Annotated in this window: 11 protein-coding genes; 8 read left to right on the top strand and 3 right to left on the bottom strand. The window is 73.7% G+C overall.

Annotation, left to right across the window (positions count from 1 at the left end; all coding sequences use genetic code 11):
• Positions 1 to 188 precede the first annotated feature (188 nt).
• The 4 genes from Srubr_RS25665 to nudC all read left to right on the top strand — a co-directional run bounded on the left by Srubr_RS25665 (position 189) and on the right by nudC (position 9,972).
• On the top strand, positions 189 to 3,746 hold the full coding sequence (locus Srubr_RS25665; protein ID WP_189999427.1) for an ATP-dependent helicase: 3,558 nt from the start codon (positions 189 to 191) through the stop codon (positions 3,744 to 3,746).
• A 112-nt stretch (positions 3,747 to 3,858) separates the two neighbouring features.
• Entirely contained in the window at positions 3,859 to 7,428 is a 3,570-nt protein-coding gene (locus Srubr_RS25660; RefSeq protein WP_189999426.1) for a UvrD-helicase domain-containing protein, read from the top strand.
• A gap of 52 nt (positions 7,429 to 7,480) precedes the next feature.
• On the top strand, positions 7,481 to 8,869 hold the full coding sequence (locus Srubr_RS25655; protein WP_189999425.1) for a dipeptidase: 1,389 nt from the start codon (positions 7,481 to 7,483) through the stop codon (positions 8,867 to 8,869).
• Positions 8,870 to 9,027: 158 nt separating this feature from the next.
• A complete protein-coding gene (gene nudC / locus Srubr_RS25650) occupies positions 9,028 to 9,972 on the top strand; it encodes an NAD(+) diphosphatase (RefSeq protein ID WP_189999424.1) in 945 nt (314 codons plus the stop codon).
• A 69-nt stretch (positions 9,973 to 10,041) separates the two neighbouring features.
• On the opposite strand, the gene Srubr_RS25645 is transcribed toward nudC, so the two are convergent.
• On the bottom strand, positions 10,042 to 10,284 hold the full coding sequence (locus Srubr_RS25645) for a mycoredoxin (RefSeq protein ID WP_030614688.1): 243 nt from the start codon (positions 10,282 to 10,284) through the stop codon (positions 10,042 to 10,044).
• A 232-nt stretch (positions 10,285 to 10,516) separates the two neighbouring features.
• Here Srubr_RS25645 and Srubr_RS25640 point away from each other — a divergent pair, with 232 nt between their 5' ends.
• The 4 genes from Srubr_RS25640 (at position 10,517) to Srubr_RS25625 (ending at position 14,059) form a co-directional block, all read left to right on the top strand.
• Complete coding sequence (locus tag Srubr_RS25640) at positions 10,517 to 12,712, top strand: ATP-dependent DNA helicase UvrD2 (protein ID WP_189999423.1); 2,196 nt, start codon at positions 10,517 to 10,519, stop codon at positions 12,710 to 12,712.
• Between the two features lie 164 nt (positions 12,713 to 12,876).
• Positions 12,877 to 13,197 carry a hypothetical protein gene (locus Srubr_RS25635; RefSeq protein ID WP_189999422.1) on the top strand — a complete coding sequence of 107 codons (321 nt, stop codon included), beginning with the start codon at positions 12,877 to 12,879 and terminating at the stop codon, positions 13,195 to 13,197.
• A gap of 173 nt (positions 13,198 to 13,370) precedes the next feature.
• Positions 13,371 to 13,739: a WhiB family transcriptional regulator gene (locus Srubr_RS25630; protein ID WP_030787835.1), complete on the top strand. Its 369-nt coding sequence runs from the start codon at positions 13,371 to 13,373 to the stop codon at positions 13,737 to 13,739.
• A complete protein-coding gene (locus Srubr_RS25625) occupies positions 13,736 to 14,059 on the top strand; it encodes a hypothetical protein (protein ID WP_030787833.1) in 324 nt (107 codons plus the stop codon). Before Srubr_RS25630 ends, Srubr_RS25625 begins: the two co-directional genes overlap by 4 nt.
• A gap of 138 nt (positions 14,060 to 14,197) precedes the next feature.
• On the opposite strand, the gene Srubr_RS25620 is transcribed toward Srubr_RS25625, so the two are convergent.
• Together Srubr_RS25620 and Srubr_RS25615 are read right to left on the bottom strand one after the other, a co-directional pair.
• Positions 14,198 to 15,580: an ABC1 kinase family protein gene (locus tag Srubr_RS25620; protein ID WP_189999421.1), complete on the bottom strand. Its 1,383-nt coding sequence runs from the start codon at positions 15,578 to 15,580 to the stop codon at positions 14,198 to 14,200.
• Positions 15,573 to 16,787 carry a TOMM precursor leader peptide-binding protein gene (locus Srubr_RS25615; RefSeq protein WP_189999420.1) on the bottom strand — a complete coding sequence of 405 codons (1,215 nt, stop codon included), beginning with the start codon at positions 16,785 to 16,787 and terminating at the stop codon, positions 15,573 to 15,575. Before Srubr_RS25615 ends, Srubr_RS25620 begins: the two co-directional genes overlap by 8 nt.
• Positions 16,788 to 17,050 lie beyond the last annotated feature (263 nt).

The following is a 17,050-nucleotide window of genomic DNA, read 5'->3' as shown; positions in this document are numbered from 1 at the left end:
GCGTCCGGCGGGACGGCTCGAGCACCCAGCCGGATGACCCGATTGCCCGACGGGAGGAACCGGAAGCTCTGCTTCCGCCCGGGGCGGCGGCGTAGCGCCGGCGGCACGTGTCCCCCTCACCCCGCGGTCACCGCCTCGCGCGCGTGACCGCCCGCCCGCCAGCACAACCACCAGGACCGGCCGATCACGTGAGCTCCTCTTCGTCCACCAGGCGCCTGCCGCACCCCTCGGTGCGGCAGGGGAGCCGTGGCGTCTACCGACTGGTCCGTACCCCGCCGCCCGTCGCGGATCCCCCTCGTCTGGACGCGGCGCAGCGCGCCGTGGTTGACCACCGCGGCGGCCCGCTGCTCGTGCTGGCCGGCCCCGGCACCGGCAAGACCACCACCCTCGTGGAGTCCGTGGCCGCCCGGATCGCCCGGGGCGGCGACCCCGCGCGCGTCCTGGTGCTCACGTTCAGCCGCAAGGCAGCCGTCGACCTGCGCGACCGCATGGCCCTGCGCATGGGCGCCGCCCGCGCGCCCAGGGCGACCACGTTCCACTCCTACTGCTACGCCCTGGTCCGCGCCCACCAGGACAGCGACCGGTTCACCACGCCGCTGCGCCTGCTGTCCGGCCCCGAGCAGGACGTCGCCGTCCGCGAGCTGCTCGCCGGCCAGCCGGAGCTGGAGCGGCTCGGCCTGACCCATGTGCGCTGGCCGGACGAACTGCGCGCCTGCCTGACCACGCGGGGCTTCGCCGACGAGGTCCGCGCCGTCCTCGCCCGCACCCGCGAGCTTGGCCTCGGCCCGGAGGCCCTGGACGCCTTCGCGGGCCGCATCGGCCGCCCCGACTGGCGGGCCGCCGCCGCGTTCCTCGCCGAGTACCTCGACACCCTCGACCTCCAGGGCGTGATCGACTACGCGGAACTGGTCCACCGCGCGGTCCTGCTGGCCCAGCGCCCGGAGACCGCCGCCCGGCTCGCGGCCCAGTACGACGCCGTGTACGTCGACGAGTACCAGGACACCGATCCCGCCCAGGTCCGGCTCCTGCACGCCCTGGCCGGCCAGGGGCGCACCCTGGTCGCGTTCGGCGACCCCGACCAGTCGATCTACGCCTTCCGGGGCGCCGACGTGAACGGCATCCTCGACTTCCCGGCCGCGTTCCCGTGCGCGGACGGCCGTCCCGCCCCCGTCGAGGTACTGCGCACCTCCCGCCGCTCCGGCGCCGCCCTGCTGGCCGCCACCCGCCTGATCACCCGGCGCATGCCGCTGACCCGGCTGCCCGCGGACAAGGTCCGCGTCCACCGCGAACCGGCCCCCGTACGGGAGGGCGGCCGGGTCGAGGTCCACACGTACCCGACGGCCGGCGCCGAACTGGACAACATCGCCGACATCCTGCGCCGCGCGCACCTGGAGGACGGTGTCCCCTGGAGCGACATGGCCGTCCTGGTACGTGCCGGTTCCCGCAGCCTGCCGAGCCTCCGCCGTGCCCTCACCGCCGCCGGTGTCCCCGTGGACATCGACGGTGACGACCTGCCGCTGCGGCACGAACCGGCGGTGGCGCCGCTGCTCACGGCCCTGCGCGCGGTCGCCACGGCGGAGGCTCGGCAGCGGGCGGAGCGACCGGCCGGCGGCTCGGAGGCGGGCGGGCGTACGGGGGAGGACGAGCGCGCGTCGTCCGTTGAGGGGGCCGGGCATACCGGGGACACCGGGCGCATAGAGAAGTCCGGGCCGGCAGCCGAAGAAATCGAAGAGTCGGCAGTCGGAGGAGTCGAAGAAGCCGAAGAGTCGGCAGTCGGAGGAGTCGAAGAAGAGGAAGCCGCCGCAAGCGCATCGGCAGCCGGACGCACCGGCGAACACGGCCCCGACGCCGCCGGACCGGCCCCGGACACCCCCTGGCTCGACACCGAGACCGCCCTCACCCTGCTCACCTCCCCGCTCGGCGGCATGGACGCGGCCGATCTGCGCCGCCTGGGCCGGGCCCTGCGCGAGGAGGAGCGCGCCGCCGGGAACCCGCTGCCGCCGCCCTCCGACGAGCTGCTCACACGGGCGCTCGCCGAGCCCGAGCGCCTGACCGTGCACGACCCGGCGTACGCGCGCGGCGCGCAGCGACTCGGCGCGCTGCTGCGCAAGGCCCGCGAACGCCTCGCGGGCGGCGGCACCGCCGAGGAGGCGCTGTGGGACCTGTGGGAGGGCACACCGTGGCCCGGGCGCCTGGAGCGGGCCGCCCGGCGCGGCGGCGCGGCCGGCCGGAACGCCGACCGTGACCTGGACGCCGTGTGCGCCCTGTTCGCCACCGCCGCGCGCGCGGAGGAGCGCACCGGCGGCCGGGGCGCCCTGAACTTCCTGGCGGAGATCGAGGCCGAGGACATCGCCGCCGACACGCTCACGCGCCGCGCGATACGCCCCGACGCCGTCCGCGTGATGACCGCGCACCGCTCCAAGGGCCTGGAGTGGCGGCTGGTCGTCGTCGCCGGCGTCCAGGAGGGCCTGTGGCCCGACCTGCGGCGCCGTGGCTCGCTGCTGGAAGCCGACCGCATCGGCCGCGACGGCCTCGCCGAGCCGCTGCCCCCGGGCGCGCTGCTCGCCGAGGAACGCCGGCTGTTCTACGTCGCCGCCACGCGCGCGCGCGACCGGCTCGTCGTCACCGCCGTGAAGGCCCCGGCCGACGACGGCGACCAGCCGTCCCGGTTCCTGACCGAGCTGGGCGTCGAACCCAAGGACGTCACCGGACGTCCCCGCCGCCCGCTGTCCGTCGCCGCGCTCGTCGCCGAGCTGCGCGCCACCACGGTCGACCCGCGCGCGTCCGCCGCGCTGCGCGAGGCCGCCGCCCGCCGTCTGGCCCGGCTCGCCGCGCTCGCCGACGAGGACGGCCGACCGCTGGTGCCGTCCGCGCACCCCTACCGCTGGTGGGGCATGTACGAGCCGACCGAGAGCAAGGTGCCGCTGCGCCACCGGGACCAGCCCGTGGTGCTCTCCGGCAGCGCCCTCGACCAGCTCGCCAACACCTGTGCGCTCCAGTGGTTCCTCGGCCGCGAGGTGAAGGCCGACGCCCCCGCCACCACCGCCCAGGGCTTCGGCAACGTCATGCACGTCCTCGCCGACGAGGTCGCCTCCGGCCGTACCCCCGCCGACCTCGACGTCCTCATGGAGCGCCTGGACTCGGTGTGGAACGCGCTCGCCTTCGACGCGCCCTGGAAGTCGCGGCAGGAGAAGGAGAACGCGCGCGTGGCGCTCGAACGCTTCCTGAACTGGCATGTGCTGGACCGGACCGGCCGTACCCCGGTGGCCAGCGAGCAGGACTTCGACGTCACCCTGGAAGCGGGCGACTACCAGGTGCGCATCCGCGGCCAGATGGACCGCGTGGAGAAGGACGCCGCGGGCCGGGCCTACGTGGTCGACTTCAAGACCGGCAAGCAGGCGCCCACCGCGCGCGAGGTGGAGCACCACCCCCAGCTCGCCGTCTACCAGCTCGCGATCCGGGAAGGCGCCGTCGACACCGCCTTCGACGGTGCCCGCCCCGAACCGGGCGGCGCGGAACTGGTCCACCTCCGCCAGGGCGCCGCCAAGCGCGACGGAGGCGACAGCCTGCCCAAGGTCCAGACGCAGGAGCCGACGGCGCAGGAGTGGGTCGGCGAGCTGCTGGCCACGGCCGCCGGCAAGGTCCTCGACGAGCGGTTCACCCCCAGCGCCGGCCAGCACTGCGCACACTGCGCCTTCCGTGCCTCGTGCAGCGCGCGCCCGGAGGGCCGGCACGTCGTGGAGTGAGCCCCGGCGGCAGGCGTGACGTACCCCACCACCCACGCTGACCTGTGCTTCTTCCGCCCCGGGCGACCGCTGGGCACCTGATTGTCAGTCCCCGCCGCTAGCCTCTTTCGACATGTCCGCCCCTATCACCGACCCCGAGCAGCTCAAGGAGCTCCTCGGCATCCCGTTCACCCCGGAGCAGACGGCCTGCATCACCGCGCCGCCCGCCCCGCAGGTGATCGTGGCCGGTGCCGGGTCGGGCAAGACCACCGTGATGGCGGCCCGCGTGGTCTGGCTGGTCGGCACCGGACAGGTCGCCCCCGAGCAGGTCCTCGGCCTGACCTTCACCAACAAGGCCGCGGGCGAGCTGGCCGAGCGCGTCCGCAAGGCGTTGATCAAGGCCGGAGTCACCGACGCCGACTCCGTGGACCCCGACAACCCGCCGGGCGAGCCGGTCATCTCGACGTACCACGCCTTCGCCGGCCGGCTGCTCACCGACCACGGCCTGCGCATCGGCCTGGAGCCCAGTTCCCGGCTGCTCGCCGACGCCACTCGCTACCAGCTCGCCGCGCGCGTGCTGCGCGAGGCCCCGGGACCGTACCCGGCGCTGACCCGCTCCTTCGCCGACCTGGTCAGCGACCTGCTCGCCCTCGACTCCGAACTCGCCGAACACCTCGTCGAACCGGAGGAACTGCGCGCCTGGGACGCCGGTCTGCTGCACACCCTGGAGGGCGCCAGGCTCACCAACGCCGACCTGCGCAAGGTCCCGGAGACGGCCGCCGCCCGCCGGGAACTCGCCGACCTCGTCCAGCGCTACCGAGCCGAGAAACGACGGCGGGACCTGCTCGACTTCGGCGACCAGATCGCCCTGTCGGCCCGCCTCGCCCGCATCCCCGAGGTGGGCCGCCTGCTGCGCGAGGAGTTCCGCGTGGTCCTCCTGGACGAGTACCAGGACACCTCCGTGGCCCAGCGCGTCCTGCTGGCCGGCCTGTTCGGCGGCGGCACCGGCCACCCGGTGACCGCCGTCGGCGACCCCTGCCAGGCCATCTACGGCTGGCGCGGCGCCTCCGTCGCCAACCTGGACGACTTCCCCGACCACTTCCCGGGCGCCGACGGCCGGCCCGCCGCCCGGCAGGCGCTCAGCGAGAACCGCCGCAGCGGCGGGCGCCTGCTCGACCTCGCCAACGGCCTGGCCGCGCCCCTGCGCGCCATGCACGCGGGCGTGCAGGCCCTCCGCCCGGCGCCCGGCGCCGAGTACGACGGCACGGTCCGCTGCGCCCTGCTGCCCACCCACGCCGAGGAGATCGACTGGATCGCCGACTCCCTCGCCCACCTCGTGCGCACCGGCACGCCACCCGGCGAGATCGCCGTCCTGTGCCGGACCGCGACCGACTTCGCCGAGATCCAGGGCGCCCTCGTCGCCCGGGACATCCCCGTCGAGGTGGTCGGCCTGTCCGGGCTGCTGCACCTGCCCGAGATCGCCGACCTCGTCGCCGTCTGCGAGGTCCTGCAGGACCCCGGCGCCAACGCCGCCCTGGTGCGCCTGCTGACCGGACCGCGCTGGCGCATCGGCCCCCGCGACCTCGCCCTGCTGGGCCGCCGGGCCCGCCTGCTGGTCGCCCACGCGCGCGTGGACGCCGCCGACGACCCCGACCGCCGGCTCGCGGCGGCCGTCGAGGGCGTCGACCCGGCCGAGGTGATATCGCTCGCCGACGCCCTGGACACCTTCCTGGAGACCCCGGCCGAGGACTACGGGGACGACGACGGCCTGCCGTTCTCGGCGGACGCGCGCGTGCGCTTCGCCCATCTCGCCGCCGAGCTGCGCGACCTGCGCCGCTCGCTGTCCGACCCGCTGATGGACGTCCTGCACCGCGTCCTCGCCGTCACCGGCCTCGAAGTGGAGTTGTCGGCGTCACCGCACGCGCTGGCCGCCCGGCGCCGCGAGACCCTGTCCAACTTCCTGGACGTCGCCGCGTCCTTCGCCGCGAGCGACGGCGAGGCCACCCTGTTGGCCTTCCTCGGCTTCCTGCGCACCGCCGCCCAGTACGAGAAAGGGCTCGACAACGCGCTGCCCGGCGGCGAGAACACCGTCAAGGTGCTCACCGCGCACAAGTCCAAGGGCCTGGAGTGGGACGTCGTGGCCGTTCCCGGACTCGTCACCGGCACCTTCCCCAGCGCCCAGGGCCGCGAGAAGTGGACCGCGCAGGCCAAGGTGCTGCCGCACGCCCTGCGCGGCGACACCGACACCCTGCCCGACGTCGACAGCTGGGACGCGCGCGGCATGAAGTCCTTCCACGAGGCCATGAAGGACCACCAGTACACCGAGGAACTGCGTCTCGGCTACGTCACCTTCACCCGTCCCCGCTCGCTCCTGCTCGGCTCCGGCCACTGGTGGGGACCCAGCCAGAAGAAGAAGCGCGGCCCCTCCGGCTTCCTGAAGGCCCTGTACGACCACTGCGCCGCCGGGTACGGCGAGATCGAGGCGTGGGCGGAGGAGCCCGCCGAGGACGCGGAGAACCCGGCCCTGCACACGGCCGGCACCGACCAGGTGTGGCCGCTCCCGCTGGACGCCGGCGCGCTGGCCCGCCGCCGTGCCGCCGCCCGGACCGTCCTCGCCCACCTGGACGCCCTCGCCGCCCGTCCCGAAGGCCCCGGCCCGGCCCTGCACGACCCCGCCGGCGACGAACACCCGGACTGGCCCGCGCCACCGGACGACGACCCGTACGACGCCCCGTACGACGAAGAGCCGTACGAAGACCCCTACGGCGACCCTTACGACGGCGACCCTTACGAGGACGCCCCCCACGAGGACCCCCTGCCGCCCCACGGCCACGAGCCCGACGGCGACGAGGAGCCCTACGGCGGGACGCGCGACGCACTCCCGGCCGGCACCCCCGCTTCCACTCCGGACGCCCCCACCGGTCTGGTCCCGCACCAGGTGTCCGCCGCGCAGGACCACCCCCGGACCACCGCGCCGCGGCCCGGCACCGGCCTCACCCCGGAGGAGGCCCGCACCGTCGCCTCCTGGGACCGTGACCTGGACGCGCTCACCGGAGAGCTGCTGCGCGCCCGGCAGGCCGTCACCGAGGTCCCCCTGCCCGCCACGCTCACCGCGTCCCAGCTGCTGCGGCTCGCCGAGGACCCCGACGGACTCGCACAGGAACTCGCGCGCCCCATGCCGCGCCCCCCGCAACCGGCCGCACGCCGGGGCACCCGGTTCCACGCCTGGGTCGAGGCCCGCTTCGAGGAACTGACCCTGCCCCTGCTGGAGCCGGACGAGCTGCCCGGCGGCGACGCCGAGATCGCCGACGAACACGACCTCGAAGCCCTGAAGGAGGCCTTCGAACGCACCGAGTACGCCCGGCGCACGCCCTACCGGGTGGAAGCCCCCTTCCAGGTCACACTGGCCGGCCGCGTCATCCGGGGCCGCATCGACGCCGTCTACAAAAACGGCGACGGTGACGAGGCGACGTACGAGATCCTCGACTGGAAGACCGGCCGCACCCGCACCGCCGACCCGCTCCAGCTCGCCGTGTACCGCCTCGGCTGGGCCGAGCAGCAGGGTGTCCCGCCCGAGTCGGTCACGGCCGCCTTCCTGTACGTGCGCACCGGCGAGGTCGTACGCCCCGAGGGCCTGCCGGACCGGGCCGCGCTGGAGCGGTTGCTCACGGGTGAGACGGAGGGCACACGGGAGGCGACCTGAGTGTGACGAACCGCCCTCCGAGGTTGTCGGTGCGGGCCGATAGGCTCGGAGCATGAGCCAGACCCCGGACAGCGCCGTCCGCACGTACATCGAGCAGCACCGCGCCGCCTTCCTCGACGACCTCGCCGCGTGGCTGCGCATCCCCTCCGTGTCGGCCCGGCCGGACCACGCGCCCGACGTGCGGCGCAGCGCCGACTGGCTCGCCGGCAAACTCAAGGACACCGGCTTCCCCACCGTGGAGGTCTGGCAGACCCCGGGCGCCCCCGCGGTCTTCGCCGAGTGGCCCTCGGACGACCCGCAGGCCCCCACGGTCCTGGTCTACGGCCACCACGACGTCCAGCCCGCCGCTCGCGAGGACGGCTGGGACAGCGACCCCTTCGAGCCGGTCGTGCGCGACGGCCGCCTCTACGCGCGTGGAGCGGCCGACGACAAGGGTCAGGTGTTCTTCCACACACTCGGTGTCCGCGCCCACCTCGCCGCGACCGGCCGCACCACGCCGGCCGTCGGCCTCAAGCTGCTGATCGAGGGCGAGGAGGAGTCCGGTTCCCCGCACTTCCGGGCGCTGGTGGAGGAGCGGGCCGGCCGGCTCGCCGCCGATGTCGTGATCGTCTCCGACACCGGCATGTGGGCCGAGGACACCCCGACCGTGTGCACCGGCATGCGCGGCCTGGTGGAGTGCGAGATCCGGTTCCACGGACCGGACCAGGACATCCACTCCGGCTCCTTCGGCGGTGCCGTGCCCAACCCGGCCACCGCCGCCGCCCGCCTGGCCGCCGCCCTGCACGACGAGCACGGGCGCGTGGCGGTACCCGGCTTCTACGACGGCATCGTGGAGCTGACCGACCGCGAGCGCGAGCTGTTCGCCGAACTGCCCTTCGACGAGGGGCGCTGGCTGCGCACGGCCAAGTCGTACGCCACGCACGGCGAGGACGGTTACACCACCCTGGAGCGCGTCTGGGCCCGGCCCACCGCCGAGGTCAACGGCATCGGCGGTGGCTACCAGGGCCCCGGCAGCAAGACGATCATCCCGTCCACGGCCATGGTGAAGCTGTCGTTCCGGCTGGTCGCCGGCCAGGACCGGGATCACATCGAGAAGGCCGTCCGCGCGTGGGCCGCCGAACAGGTGCCAGCCGGAATCCGGTGCGAGACCGTCTTCGGCTCGGCCACGCGTCCGTGCCTGACGCCGCTGGACCACCCCGCGCTGCGGTCCGTGGTCCGCGCCATGGGCCGCGCCTTCGAGAAGCCGGTCCGCTTCACCCGCGAGGGCGGTTCCGGTCCCGCCGCCGACCTCCAGGAAGTCCTCGGCGCGCCGGTGCTCTTCCTGGGCATCTCCGTCCCGTCCGACGGCTGGCACGCCCCCAATGAGAAGGTCGAGCTGGACCTCCTCCTCAAGGGTGTCGAGACCAGCGCCTACCTGTGGGACGACCTGGCCCGGAACTGACGTACCACGCCCTGACCGGCCGGCGCCGTGCGGAAGGGCACCGCGCGCGGGGCACACTTGAAGGACCGCCCCGCCCGCGCCCGACCCGGTGCCCTCCCGCCCACGTCCCGCCGAACCGCCCGCCGCAAACCGCTGTACTGGGGGAGTTGGAAGCACACGTGACCACCTGGACCGACCACACAGCCGACCGACCCATCTCGCTGACCGCCCCGAGCGGCATCGACCGCGCCGCCCACCACCGGCTGGACGAGGCCTGGCTCGCGGCGGCGTGGAGCCACCCCACGACCCGCTGTTTCGTGGTGTCCGGCGGCCAGGTGCTCATCGACGAGACGCCGGACGGCCGGACCGAACTCGTCATGACGCCGTCCTTCGAGGCGCCGCTCACCGAGGCGCACCGCTACTTCCTCGGCATCGACGAGGAGGGCGTCAGCTACTTCGCGCTCCAGAAGGACTCGCTGCCCGGCCGGATCGACCAGTCCGCGCGTCCGGCGGGGCTGCGGGAGGCCGGGCTGCTGCTGTCGCCGCGCGACGCCGGGCTCATGGTGCACGCCGTCGGCCTGGAGAACTGGCAGCGCACCCACCGCTTCTGCTCCCGCTGCGGTGAGCGCACGGTCATCGCGGCGGCCGGCCACATCCGCCGCTGCCCGGCCTGCGGCGCCGAGCACTACCCGCGCACCGACCCGGCGGTGATCATGGCGGTGACGGACGAGGAGGACCGCATCCTGCTCGGTCGGCAGGTGCACTGGCCCGAGGGCCGCTTCTCCACGCTCGCCGGGTTCGTGGAGCCGGGCGAGTCCATCGAGCAGGCGGTGCGCCGTGAGGTGTCCGAGGAGGTCGGCGTCGCCGTCGGCCCGGTCGAGTACGTCGCCAGCCAGCCCTGGCCCTTCCCGTCCAGCCTGATGCTGGGCTTCATGGCCCGCGCCACGTCCACCGAGATCGACGTCGACGGCGACGAGATCCACGAGGCCCGCTGGTTCTCCCGCGAGGAACTGCACGCGGCCTTCGAGTCCGGCGAGGTGCTGCCGCCCTACGGCATCTCCATCGCGGCCCGGCTGATCGAGATGTGGTACGGCAGGCCCCTGCCGACCCGCGGTTTCGTGTGACACGTGAAGGGCGGCCCCGGCAGAACCGGGGCCGCCCTTCACGTCGGTCGCGGCGCGAGCCGCGCAGCGTTATGCGGCGAGCTTCTGCTTCACCTGGGCCAGCGACGGGTTCGTCAGCGTGGAGCCGTCCGGGAAGAGCACGGTGGGGACCGTCTGGTTGCCGCCGTTCGCCTTCTCCACGAAAGCGGCGGACTCGGGGTCCTGCTCGATGTTGATCTCGCTGTACGCGATGCCCTCACGGTCAAGCTGGCTCTTCAGCCGTCGGCAGTAGCCACACCACGTCGTGCTGTACATCGTCACAGTGCCCTGCATGTCTCTCGCTCTCCTCGCACGGCTCGGAAAATCCCGTCGCGAAGGAGAACACGGACGGGCGGGGTCTCATTCCCGGGCGGGGTATGTCCCCCTGCCCCCGCCCTCCCCGCGCGCCTCCGGGTGTGATGCCTGCCGCATCAGTACGACGATCAGCCTGTAATCAGTACGACTACGAGCTCCCGCCTGTGGACAACTCGCACAGCCGTCCCGGGCGACCTGGCAGCATGGCGGTGTGACAGCAGCAACGCATTCCACCCTCTTCCCGCGGGTCCCGGAGTCGCCCGACGCGGTGCTCGAAGGGCTCGACCCCGAGCAGCGCGAGGTGGCCACCGCCCTGCACGGTCCGGTGTGCGTGCTGGCCGGAGCGGGCACGGGCAAGACCCGGGCGATCACCCACCGCATCGCCTATGGGGTGCGCGCCGGCATCCTTCAGCCGTCCAGCGTGCTCGCCGTCACCTTCACCAACCGCGCCGCCGGAGAGATGCGCGGCCGGCTGCGCCAGCTCGGTGCCCAGGGCGTCCAGGCCCGCACCTTCCACTCCGCCGCCCTGCGCCAGCTCCAGTACTTCTGGCCGAAAGCGATCGGCGGATCCATGCCCCGGCTGGTGGACCGCAAGATCCAGCTGGTGGCCGACGCCGCCGCGTCCCTGGGCACCCGCCTCGACCGCAACGAGTTGCGGGACGTGACCGCCGAGATCGAATGGTCCAAGGTCACCCAGACCGTCCCCGCCGACTATCCGTACGCGGCTGCGAAGGCCGGCCGCGAGGCCCCCCGCGACCCGGCCGAGATCGCCCACCTCTACGCCGCCTACGAGGACCTCAAGCGCGACCGCGCGGTGATCGACTTCGAGGACGTCCTGCTGCTGACCGTCGCCGTCCTCCAGGACCGGCACGACATCGCCGAACAGGTCCGCGCGCAGTACCAGCACTTCGTCGTGGACGAGTACCAGGACGTCAGCCCCCTCCAGCAGCGGTTGCTGGACCTGTGGCTCGGCGACCGGGACAACCTGTGCGTCGTCGGTGACGCCAGCCAGACGATCTATTCGTTCACGGGAGCAACCCCCGACCATCTGCTCGATTTCCGCGTCCGGCACCCCGGAGCCACGGTCGTGAAGCTGGTCCGTGACTACCGATCGACCCCCCAGGTGGTGCGTCTCGCCAACGGCCTGCTCGCCCAGGCGAAGGGCCGCGCCGCCGGACACCGGCTGGAACTCGTCTCCCAGCGCCCCCCGGGACCCGAGCCCGTCTACGCCGAGTACACCGACGAGCCCGCCGAGGCCGAGGGCGCCGCCCGGCGCATCCGTGAGCTGATCGACGCCGGCGTCCCCGCCGCCGAGATCGCCGTCCTGTTCCGCACGAACTCCCAGTCCGAGACCTACGAGCAGGCGCTCGCCGACGCCGGGGTCCCCTACCAGCTGCGCGGAGCCGAGCGCTTCTTCGACCGGCCGGAGGTCCGCAAGGCCGGCGTCGCCCTGCGCGGCGCGGCCCGCTTCGGCGGCAACGACTCCATGCTGGACGACGCCGTGGACCTGCCCTCGCAGGTGCGGGCGGTGCTGTCCGGCGAGGGCTGGACCACCGAGCCGCCGGCCGGCTCCGGTGCCGTCCGGGAGCGCTGGGAGTCCCTGGCCGCCCTGGTCGGTCTCGCCCACGACCTCGCCGCCGCCCGGCCCACGGCCACCCTCGCCGACTTCGTGGCCGAACTGGACGAGCGGGCGAACGCCCAGCACGCCCCGACCGTCCAGGGCGTCACCCTCGCCTCCCTGCACGCCGCCAAGGGTCTGGAGTGGGACGTCGTCTTCCTGGTCGGCGTCGCCGAGGGCATGATGCCCATCACCTACGCCCGCACGGACGAGCAGATCGAGGAGGAACGCCGGCTGCTCTACGTCGGCGTCACCCGCGCCCGCGAACGCCTCCATGTCTCCTGGGCCCTGTCCCGCTCGCCCGGCGGACGCCCCAACCGCAGACCGAGCCGCTTCCTGGACGGGCTGCGCCCCGGCACCACCCCCACCGTCGGACACACCGGCTCCGGCACGGGCGGCGGAGTCGAGCGCGGGTTCACCGCCGGTGCCGTCGCCGCGCCCCGGCGCACCCAGCGCACCCCTGCCCGCTGCCGGGTCTGCGGCCGCACGCTCACCGACGCGGGCGAGATGAAGCTGATGCGCTGCGCGGACTGTCCTTCGGACATGGACGAGGGGCTCTACGAGCGGTTGCGCGAGTGGCGGGCGGTCCAGGCCGAGCGCAGCGGCCAGCCGGACTTCTGCGTCTTCACGGACCGGACGCTCATGGCCATCGCGGAAGCCTGCCCGGAGACCTCCGCCGAGCTCGCCCGCATCCCTGGTGTCCTCAGCCGCAAGCTGCGCAGCTACGGCGCCGATGTTCTGGCCATCTGCGCAGGTCAAGAGCCTGGTGAGGCCGACGGGGACGATTGAGGGGAACTCGTCGAAAAAATAGTTTGCGCATGCCCCGGCAATCCCCATAGGTTCTAGGCACGGAAGCAGCGGCCTTCTCGAAGGCCCCGGTTCCGTGTTGTACTTGCATATCCGAGCGGACTGGTTCACTCCAGTCCCTGAGACGCCGAGAGGAGGCGAGTCCAGTGATCAGCATCAACTTCAGCACCATCAGCGCGGCCAAACTGACCGATCGCTCGACCGTCTCCACGTGCATGCTCGGCGCCTCGAACCAGGGCACCGGTCTGTCCGGCATCTCCGCCGTGCGTCCGGCGTCCTCCGTTGCCCTCGCGGGTCTTCCCGTCCGTGAGCGCGATGAGCGACCGAGCAAGGCACTGGAAGCGGCAGCGGCACAGGCGCACGCCTATGCCTTTGCGGCGGCCGGTGCCGGATTCCGGAAGCAGACGACGCAGCACCACCTGATGTGGGCCTTCCGTGGGCCAGAACCCTGGAGTGATCCAGCCTGATCGCCGATCAGGCCGGCGCCTTCAGGGCCGCGGAACCCCATCCGGGATCCGCGGCCCTTCTGTTTGTCCCGAACGGGACAGCGGAGCGAAGGGGCCTCGGGACAAGAAAAGAACCCGGTACCAAGCCGACACCCGGTCAACCGGCCGGACCGAACAGACGAGGAAGACCAATCGTGCAACTCGAAGCGCACGCCCCGTCCGTACCGCCTTCGCAAACGATCCCCCCGCCCGGCCTCACGGAGGACTCCACCTTGACCCCCCTCACCGCGCTCACCGCGCTCGACGACGCCATCGAGAACCTCGGCGTAGCCGTTCCCTGCCGCTCCTACGACCCGGAGGTCTTCTTCGCCGAGTCGCCCGCGGACGTGGAGTACGCCAAGTCCCTGTGCCGCACCTGCCCGCTGATCGAGGCCTGCCTCGCCGGAGCCAAGGAGCGGCGCGAGCCCTGGGGCGTCTGGGGTGGCGAGCTGTTCGTCCAGGGTGTCGTCGTCGCCCGGAAGCGGCCGCGTGGCCGCCCGCGGAAGAACCCGGTCACGGCATGAACACCGCAGGAACAATCGATCGCCCCCTCACGCACGACCCCAAGAAGCAGGCCCCGATGAAGCCGTCCACCAGCGAGCCCGCCGGCTCCGCGATCCCAGACTCCACCAACACCGGCGCGACCGAAGCGCGCCAGAACAGGAACCGTGAGATGCAACTCATGCAAGAAGCCCTGGCTCGCGCGCATATGCACGACCGGCTTCATGACGCCGTACGGGAACGCCGGGCCATGCGCCTGGCGGTCGCCCAGCGGATGCAGCGCCGGGCCGAGCGCGCCTCGCTGCGCGCGCGCCGCGCGCTCGCCATGGCCGTCATGCAGTGATGAACACCTGAGCAGCGGTGGCCTCCCGGACCCGGGAGGCGAAGCTCCCCGCGGGGGCCGGTCCGGCCGAACGGACCGGCCCCCGCGGCGCGTTGCGCCCCGACGGCAAGGCCGCTCCCAAGCCCGGGGCGCGCCGGATCACGCCCCCGCCGCGGACTCCTCCTCGTCCGGGCCGGCGGCCTCGGCCGCGCCGGTCACGAAGCCCGGCAGCCATTCCTCCAGTTCGTCCCGCAGCCGGACCGTGGCGCCCAGCTGGCACAGGACCCCGATGGTGCTGAGGGTCACCCGGTGTATCAGCAGATAGGCCGGCGGCAGATTGAGCCGCTTGCCGAGCTGGTAGGCGGGGGAGCGTGGGTCGGCGATGCGGGCGGCCTGGCTGCGCATCCAGGAACGGGTGAAGGTGAACGCGTCCACCCGGGCCGGCTCGATGATCGGCAGCAGATAGTCCAGGACCGCTTCCGGGTCCAGCTCGATGGTCTCCTTCACGAACCCCTCCGCGCAGAGCAGTTCGTAGACCGTCTCCGCCTCGCCGTCCAGGGTCATGCGCAGGGAGACGCCGATCGGGGTCGGCAGGCCGCCGGGGAGCCGGTCGACCGTGCCGAAGTCCAGCACGCCCAGGCGCCAGTCGTCCTCCCCGCCGGGACCGCCGGGCAGCAGCCGGAAGTTGCCCGGATGCGGATCGGCGTGCAGCAGGCCGGTGCGCGCCGGGCCCGAGAAGAGGAAGCGGGCCAGCAGCTGACCGGCCCGGTCGCGCTGTTCCTCGGTGCCGTCCGCGATGATCTCCGACAGCGGGATGCCGTCGATCCACTTGGTCACCAGGACCTGCTCGCACTGGTGCACCACCGCCGGGACGACCACGTCCGGGTCACCGGCGAACTCCTCCGCGTGCACGGCCTGGGCCTCGGCCTCCAAGCCGTAGTCCAGTTCCTCGGAGACCCGGTCCCGCAGCTCCGCGATCAGCGGCTTGATGTCCATGCCCGGGATGAGCGGGCCCAACAGCCGGGCGAACCGGCTCAGTTGGCCGAGATCGGACAGGAGGGCCTCACCGGCGCCCGGGTACTGCACCTTGACCGCCACCTCGCGGCCGTCGTGCCACACCGCCCGGTGCACCTGGCCGATCGAGGCCGCGGCGGCCGGCTTGTCCTCGAACTCCTCGAACAGCTCCCGCCAGTCAGGGCCCAGCCGCTCCTCGAGCACCGCGTGCACCGTGCGGGTCGGCATGGGCGGGGCGGCCTCCTGGAGCTTGGTCAGGGCGGCCCGGTAGGGGCCGGCGACCTCCTCCGGCAGCGCCGACTCGAAGACGGACAGGGCCTGCCCGAACTTCATCGCACCGCCCTTCAGCTCGCCGAGCACCTTGAACAGCTGCTCCGCCGTGCGCTGTTGCAGCTCGCGGCCGACCAGCTCCGCGGACTCGCCCACGATCCGCTTGCCCAGCCCCCAGGTCGCCCGGCCGGCGAAGCCGAGCGGGAGCGCGGCGAGCTTGGCGGTACGGGTGACCGCCTTCCGGGGAAGATCAGACATGCGCCCTCCAGGTCCCAGTCGGCCGTGCCGCGCCTGCTTGGCGTTGTCGCTCCGTCGACGGCCGTTGCACCGCCATTGTCTCGCGCCGCCCGCCGTCGGTTGAGGAGCGCTCCCGTTTACTTCTCCTCGCCGCCCCGCAGCCGCACTCCGGATGCGGCCGGACCGGGCGGGTGCGCCAGTCCAGACCGGGCAGACAGACCTCCCAGCGGGTGCCCGCGCCGGCCGGTGACCGCCCGTCGAGGAAGGCCAGGGCATGGGCCGCGGCGAGCCCGGCCACCGTCGTGGCCAGGGCCAGATCGCAGGCCCCGACCCGGCGGACCCGGCCGGAACGCCACTGGGTGACCAACCGGGGCCAGACCGGGTCACGGTCCCGGCGGTCCAGGTCCAGACACCCGGCGCAGCCCGACTCGCCGGGCAGGACCAGCGGCCCGACGACGCCCGTGCCCTCCACCACACCGGCGTACAGATGGGGTGTGCCGGAGGCGAGGAGCGGTTCGGCGGCGCGCGGGTCCGGGGCGTGCACGGCGATGTCCTCCCGGGGCGCGAGGATCACCAGGGAGAAGCCCGGGTCCCCGGCGCCCGACCCGGGGCGGTGGGCATGGCGCGGCGGGCGCTCGGGTGCGGCGCGGCGGACGGCGGCCCGCGCCGCCGCGTCGCGGCGGTCGCCGAGCGACTCGGCGGTCAGCCCGCCCGGCGCCAGGTCCCACGGCTCCACGCGGCCCACGTCGTGCACGTCGATCTCGCCCACGCCGGCGCCCGCCAGCACCGACGCCAGCAGGGCGCCGACCCGGCCCGCGCCGAGCACCCGGACCCGCAGCGCGCGCCGGGCGGCGAGCCGGGCCGGTGCGCCGCCCGGCTCGGGAGTGACGAGGGACAGCGAGGCCAGGTCGGGGCGCAGCCGGTCGAGGACGTCCGGTTTCTCCCGCAGCGCGTGCGCGGCCGGACCGCCGCCGCGGGCGTCGTCGACGAGGCCCGCCCGGGTGAGCCGGGCCACCAGGGTGTCGACCCGGGCGGCCGGCAGGCCCGCCCGGCTGCTCTCCGCGCGCAGCGAGGCCAGCCCGCGGGTGCCGTCGAGCAGCTTCAGCAGGCCCTCCGTCGCCGGGTCCACCGGGCCCAGCGTCACCGCGTGCGCCGGGGTCATCCCGAACTGCACGGTGCCGCGGTCACGCCAGCCGCGCCGCAGCGCGGGCTTCACCATCGGATGCATGTCAGACCCCCGTACCCGTCGAAAAGGCTCAGAACCGGAAAAGTGGCTGAAGAGCGGAAGGGAGACGCGGACCGCGCCTTCGCCGGTGGAACCGGTCACGATCCGCCGACGCCTGCCAGCATGCCCCGGCCCGCCGCCGGGCGCCGGAAGTTATCCACAGGCGGACGAGTTAGTCGTACAAATCGGGCGCGTCGCCGGTCGACAGTGGGATGAACATGGGCAAACAAGATCGGCGGAGCGATCGTACGAATCAAACACATGGT

Source organism: Streptomyces rubradiris (genome assembly GCF_016860525.1).
GTDB classification, from domain to species: domain Bacteria; phylum Actinomycetota; class Actinomycetes; order Streptomycetales; family Streptomycetaceae; genus Streptomyces; species Streptomyces rubradiris.
The sequence above is the reverse complement of the archived record's forward strand: the minus strand, read 5'-3'. Positions and strand labels throughout refer to the sequence as shown.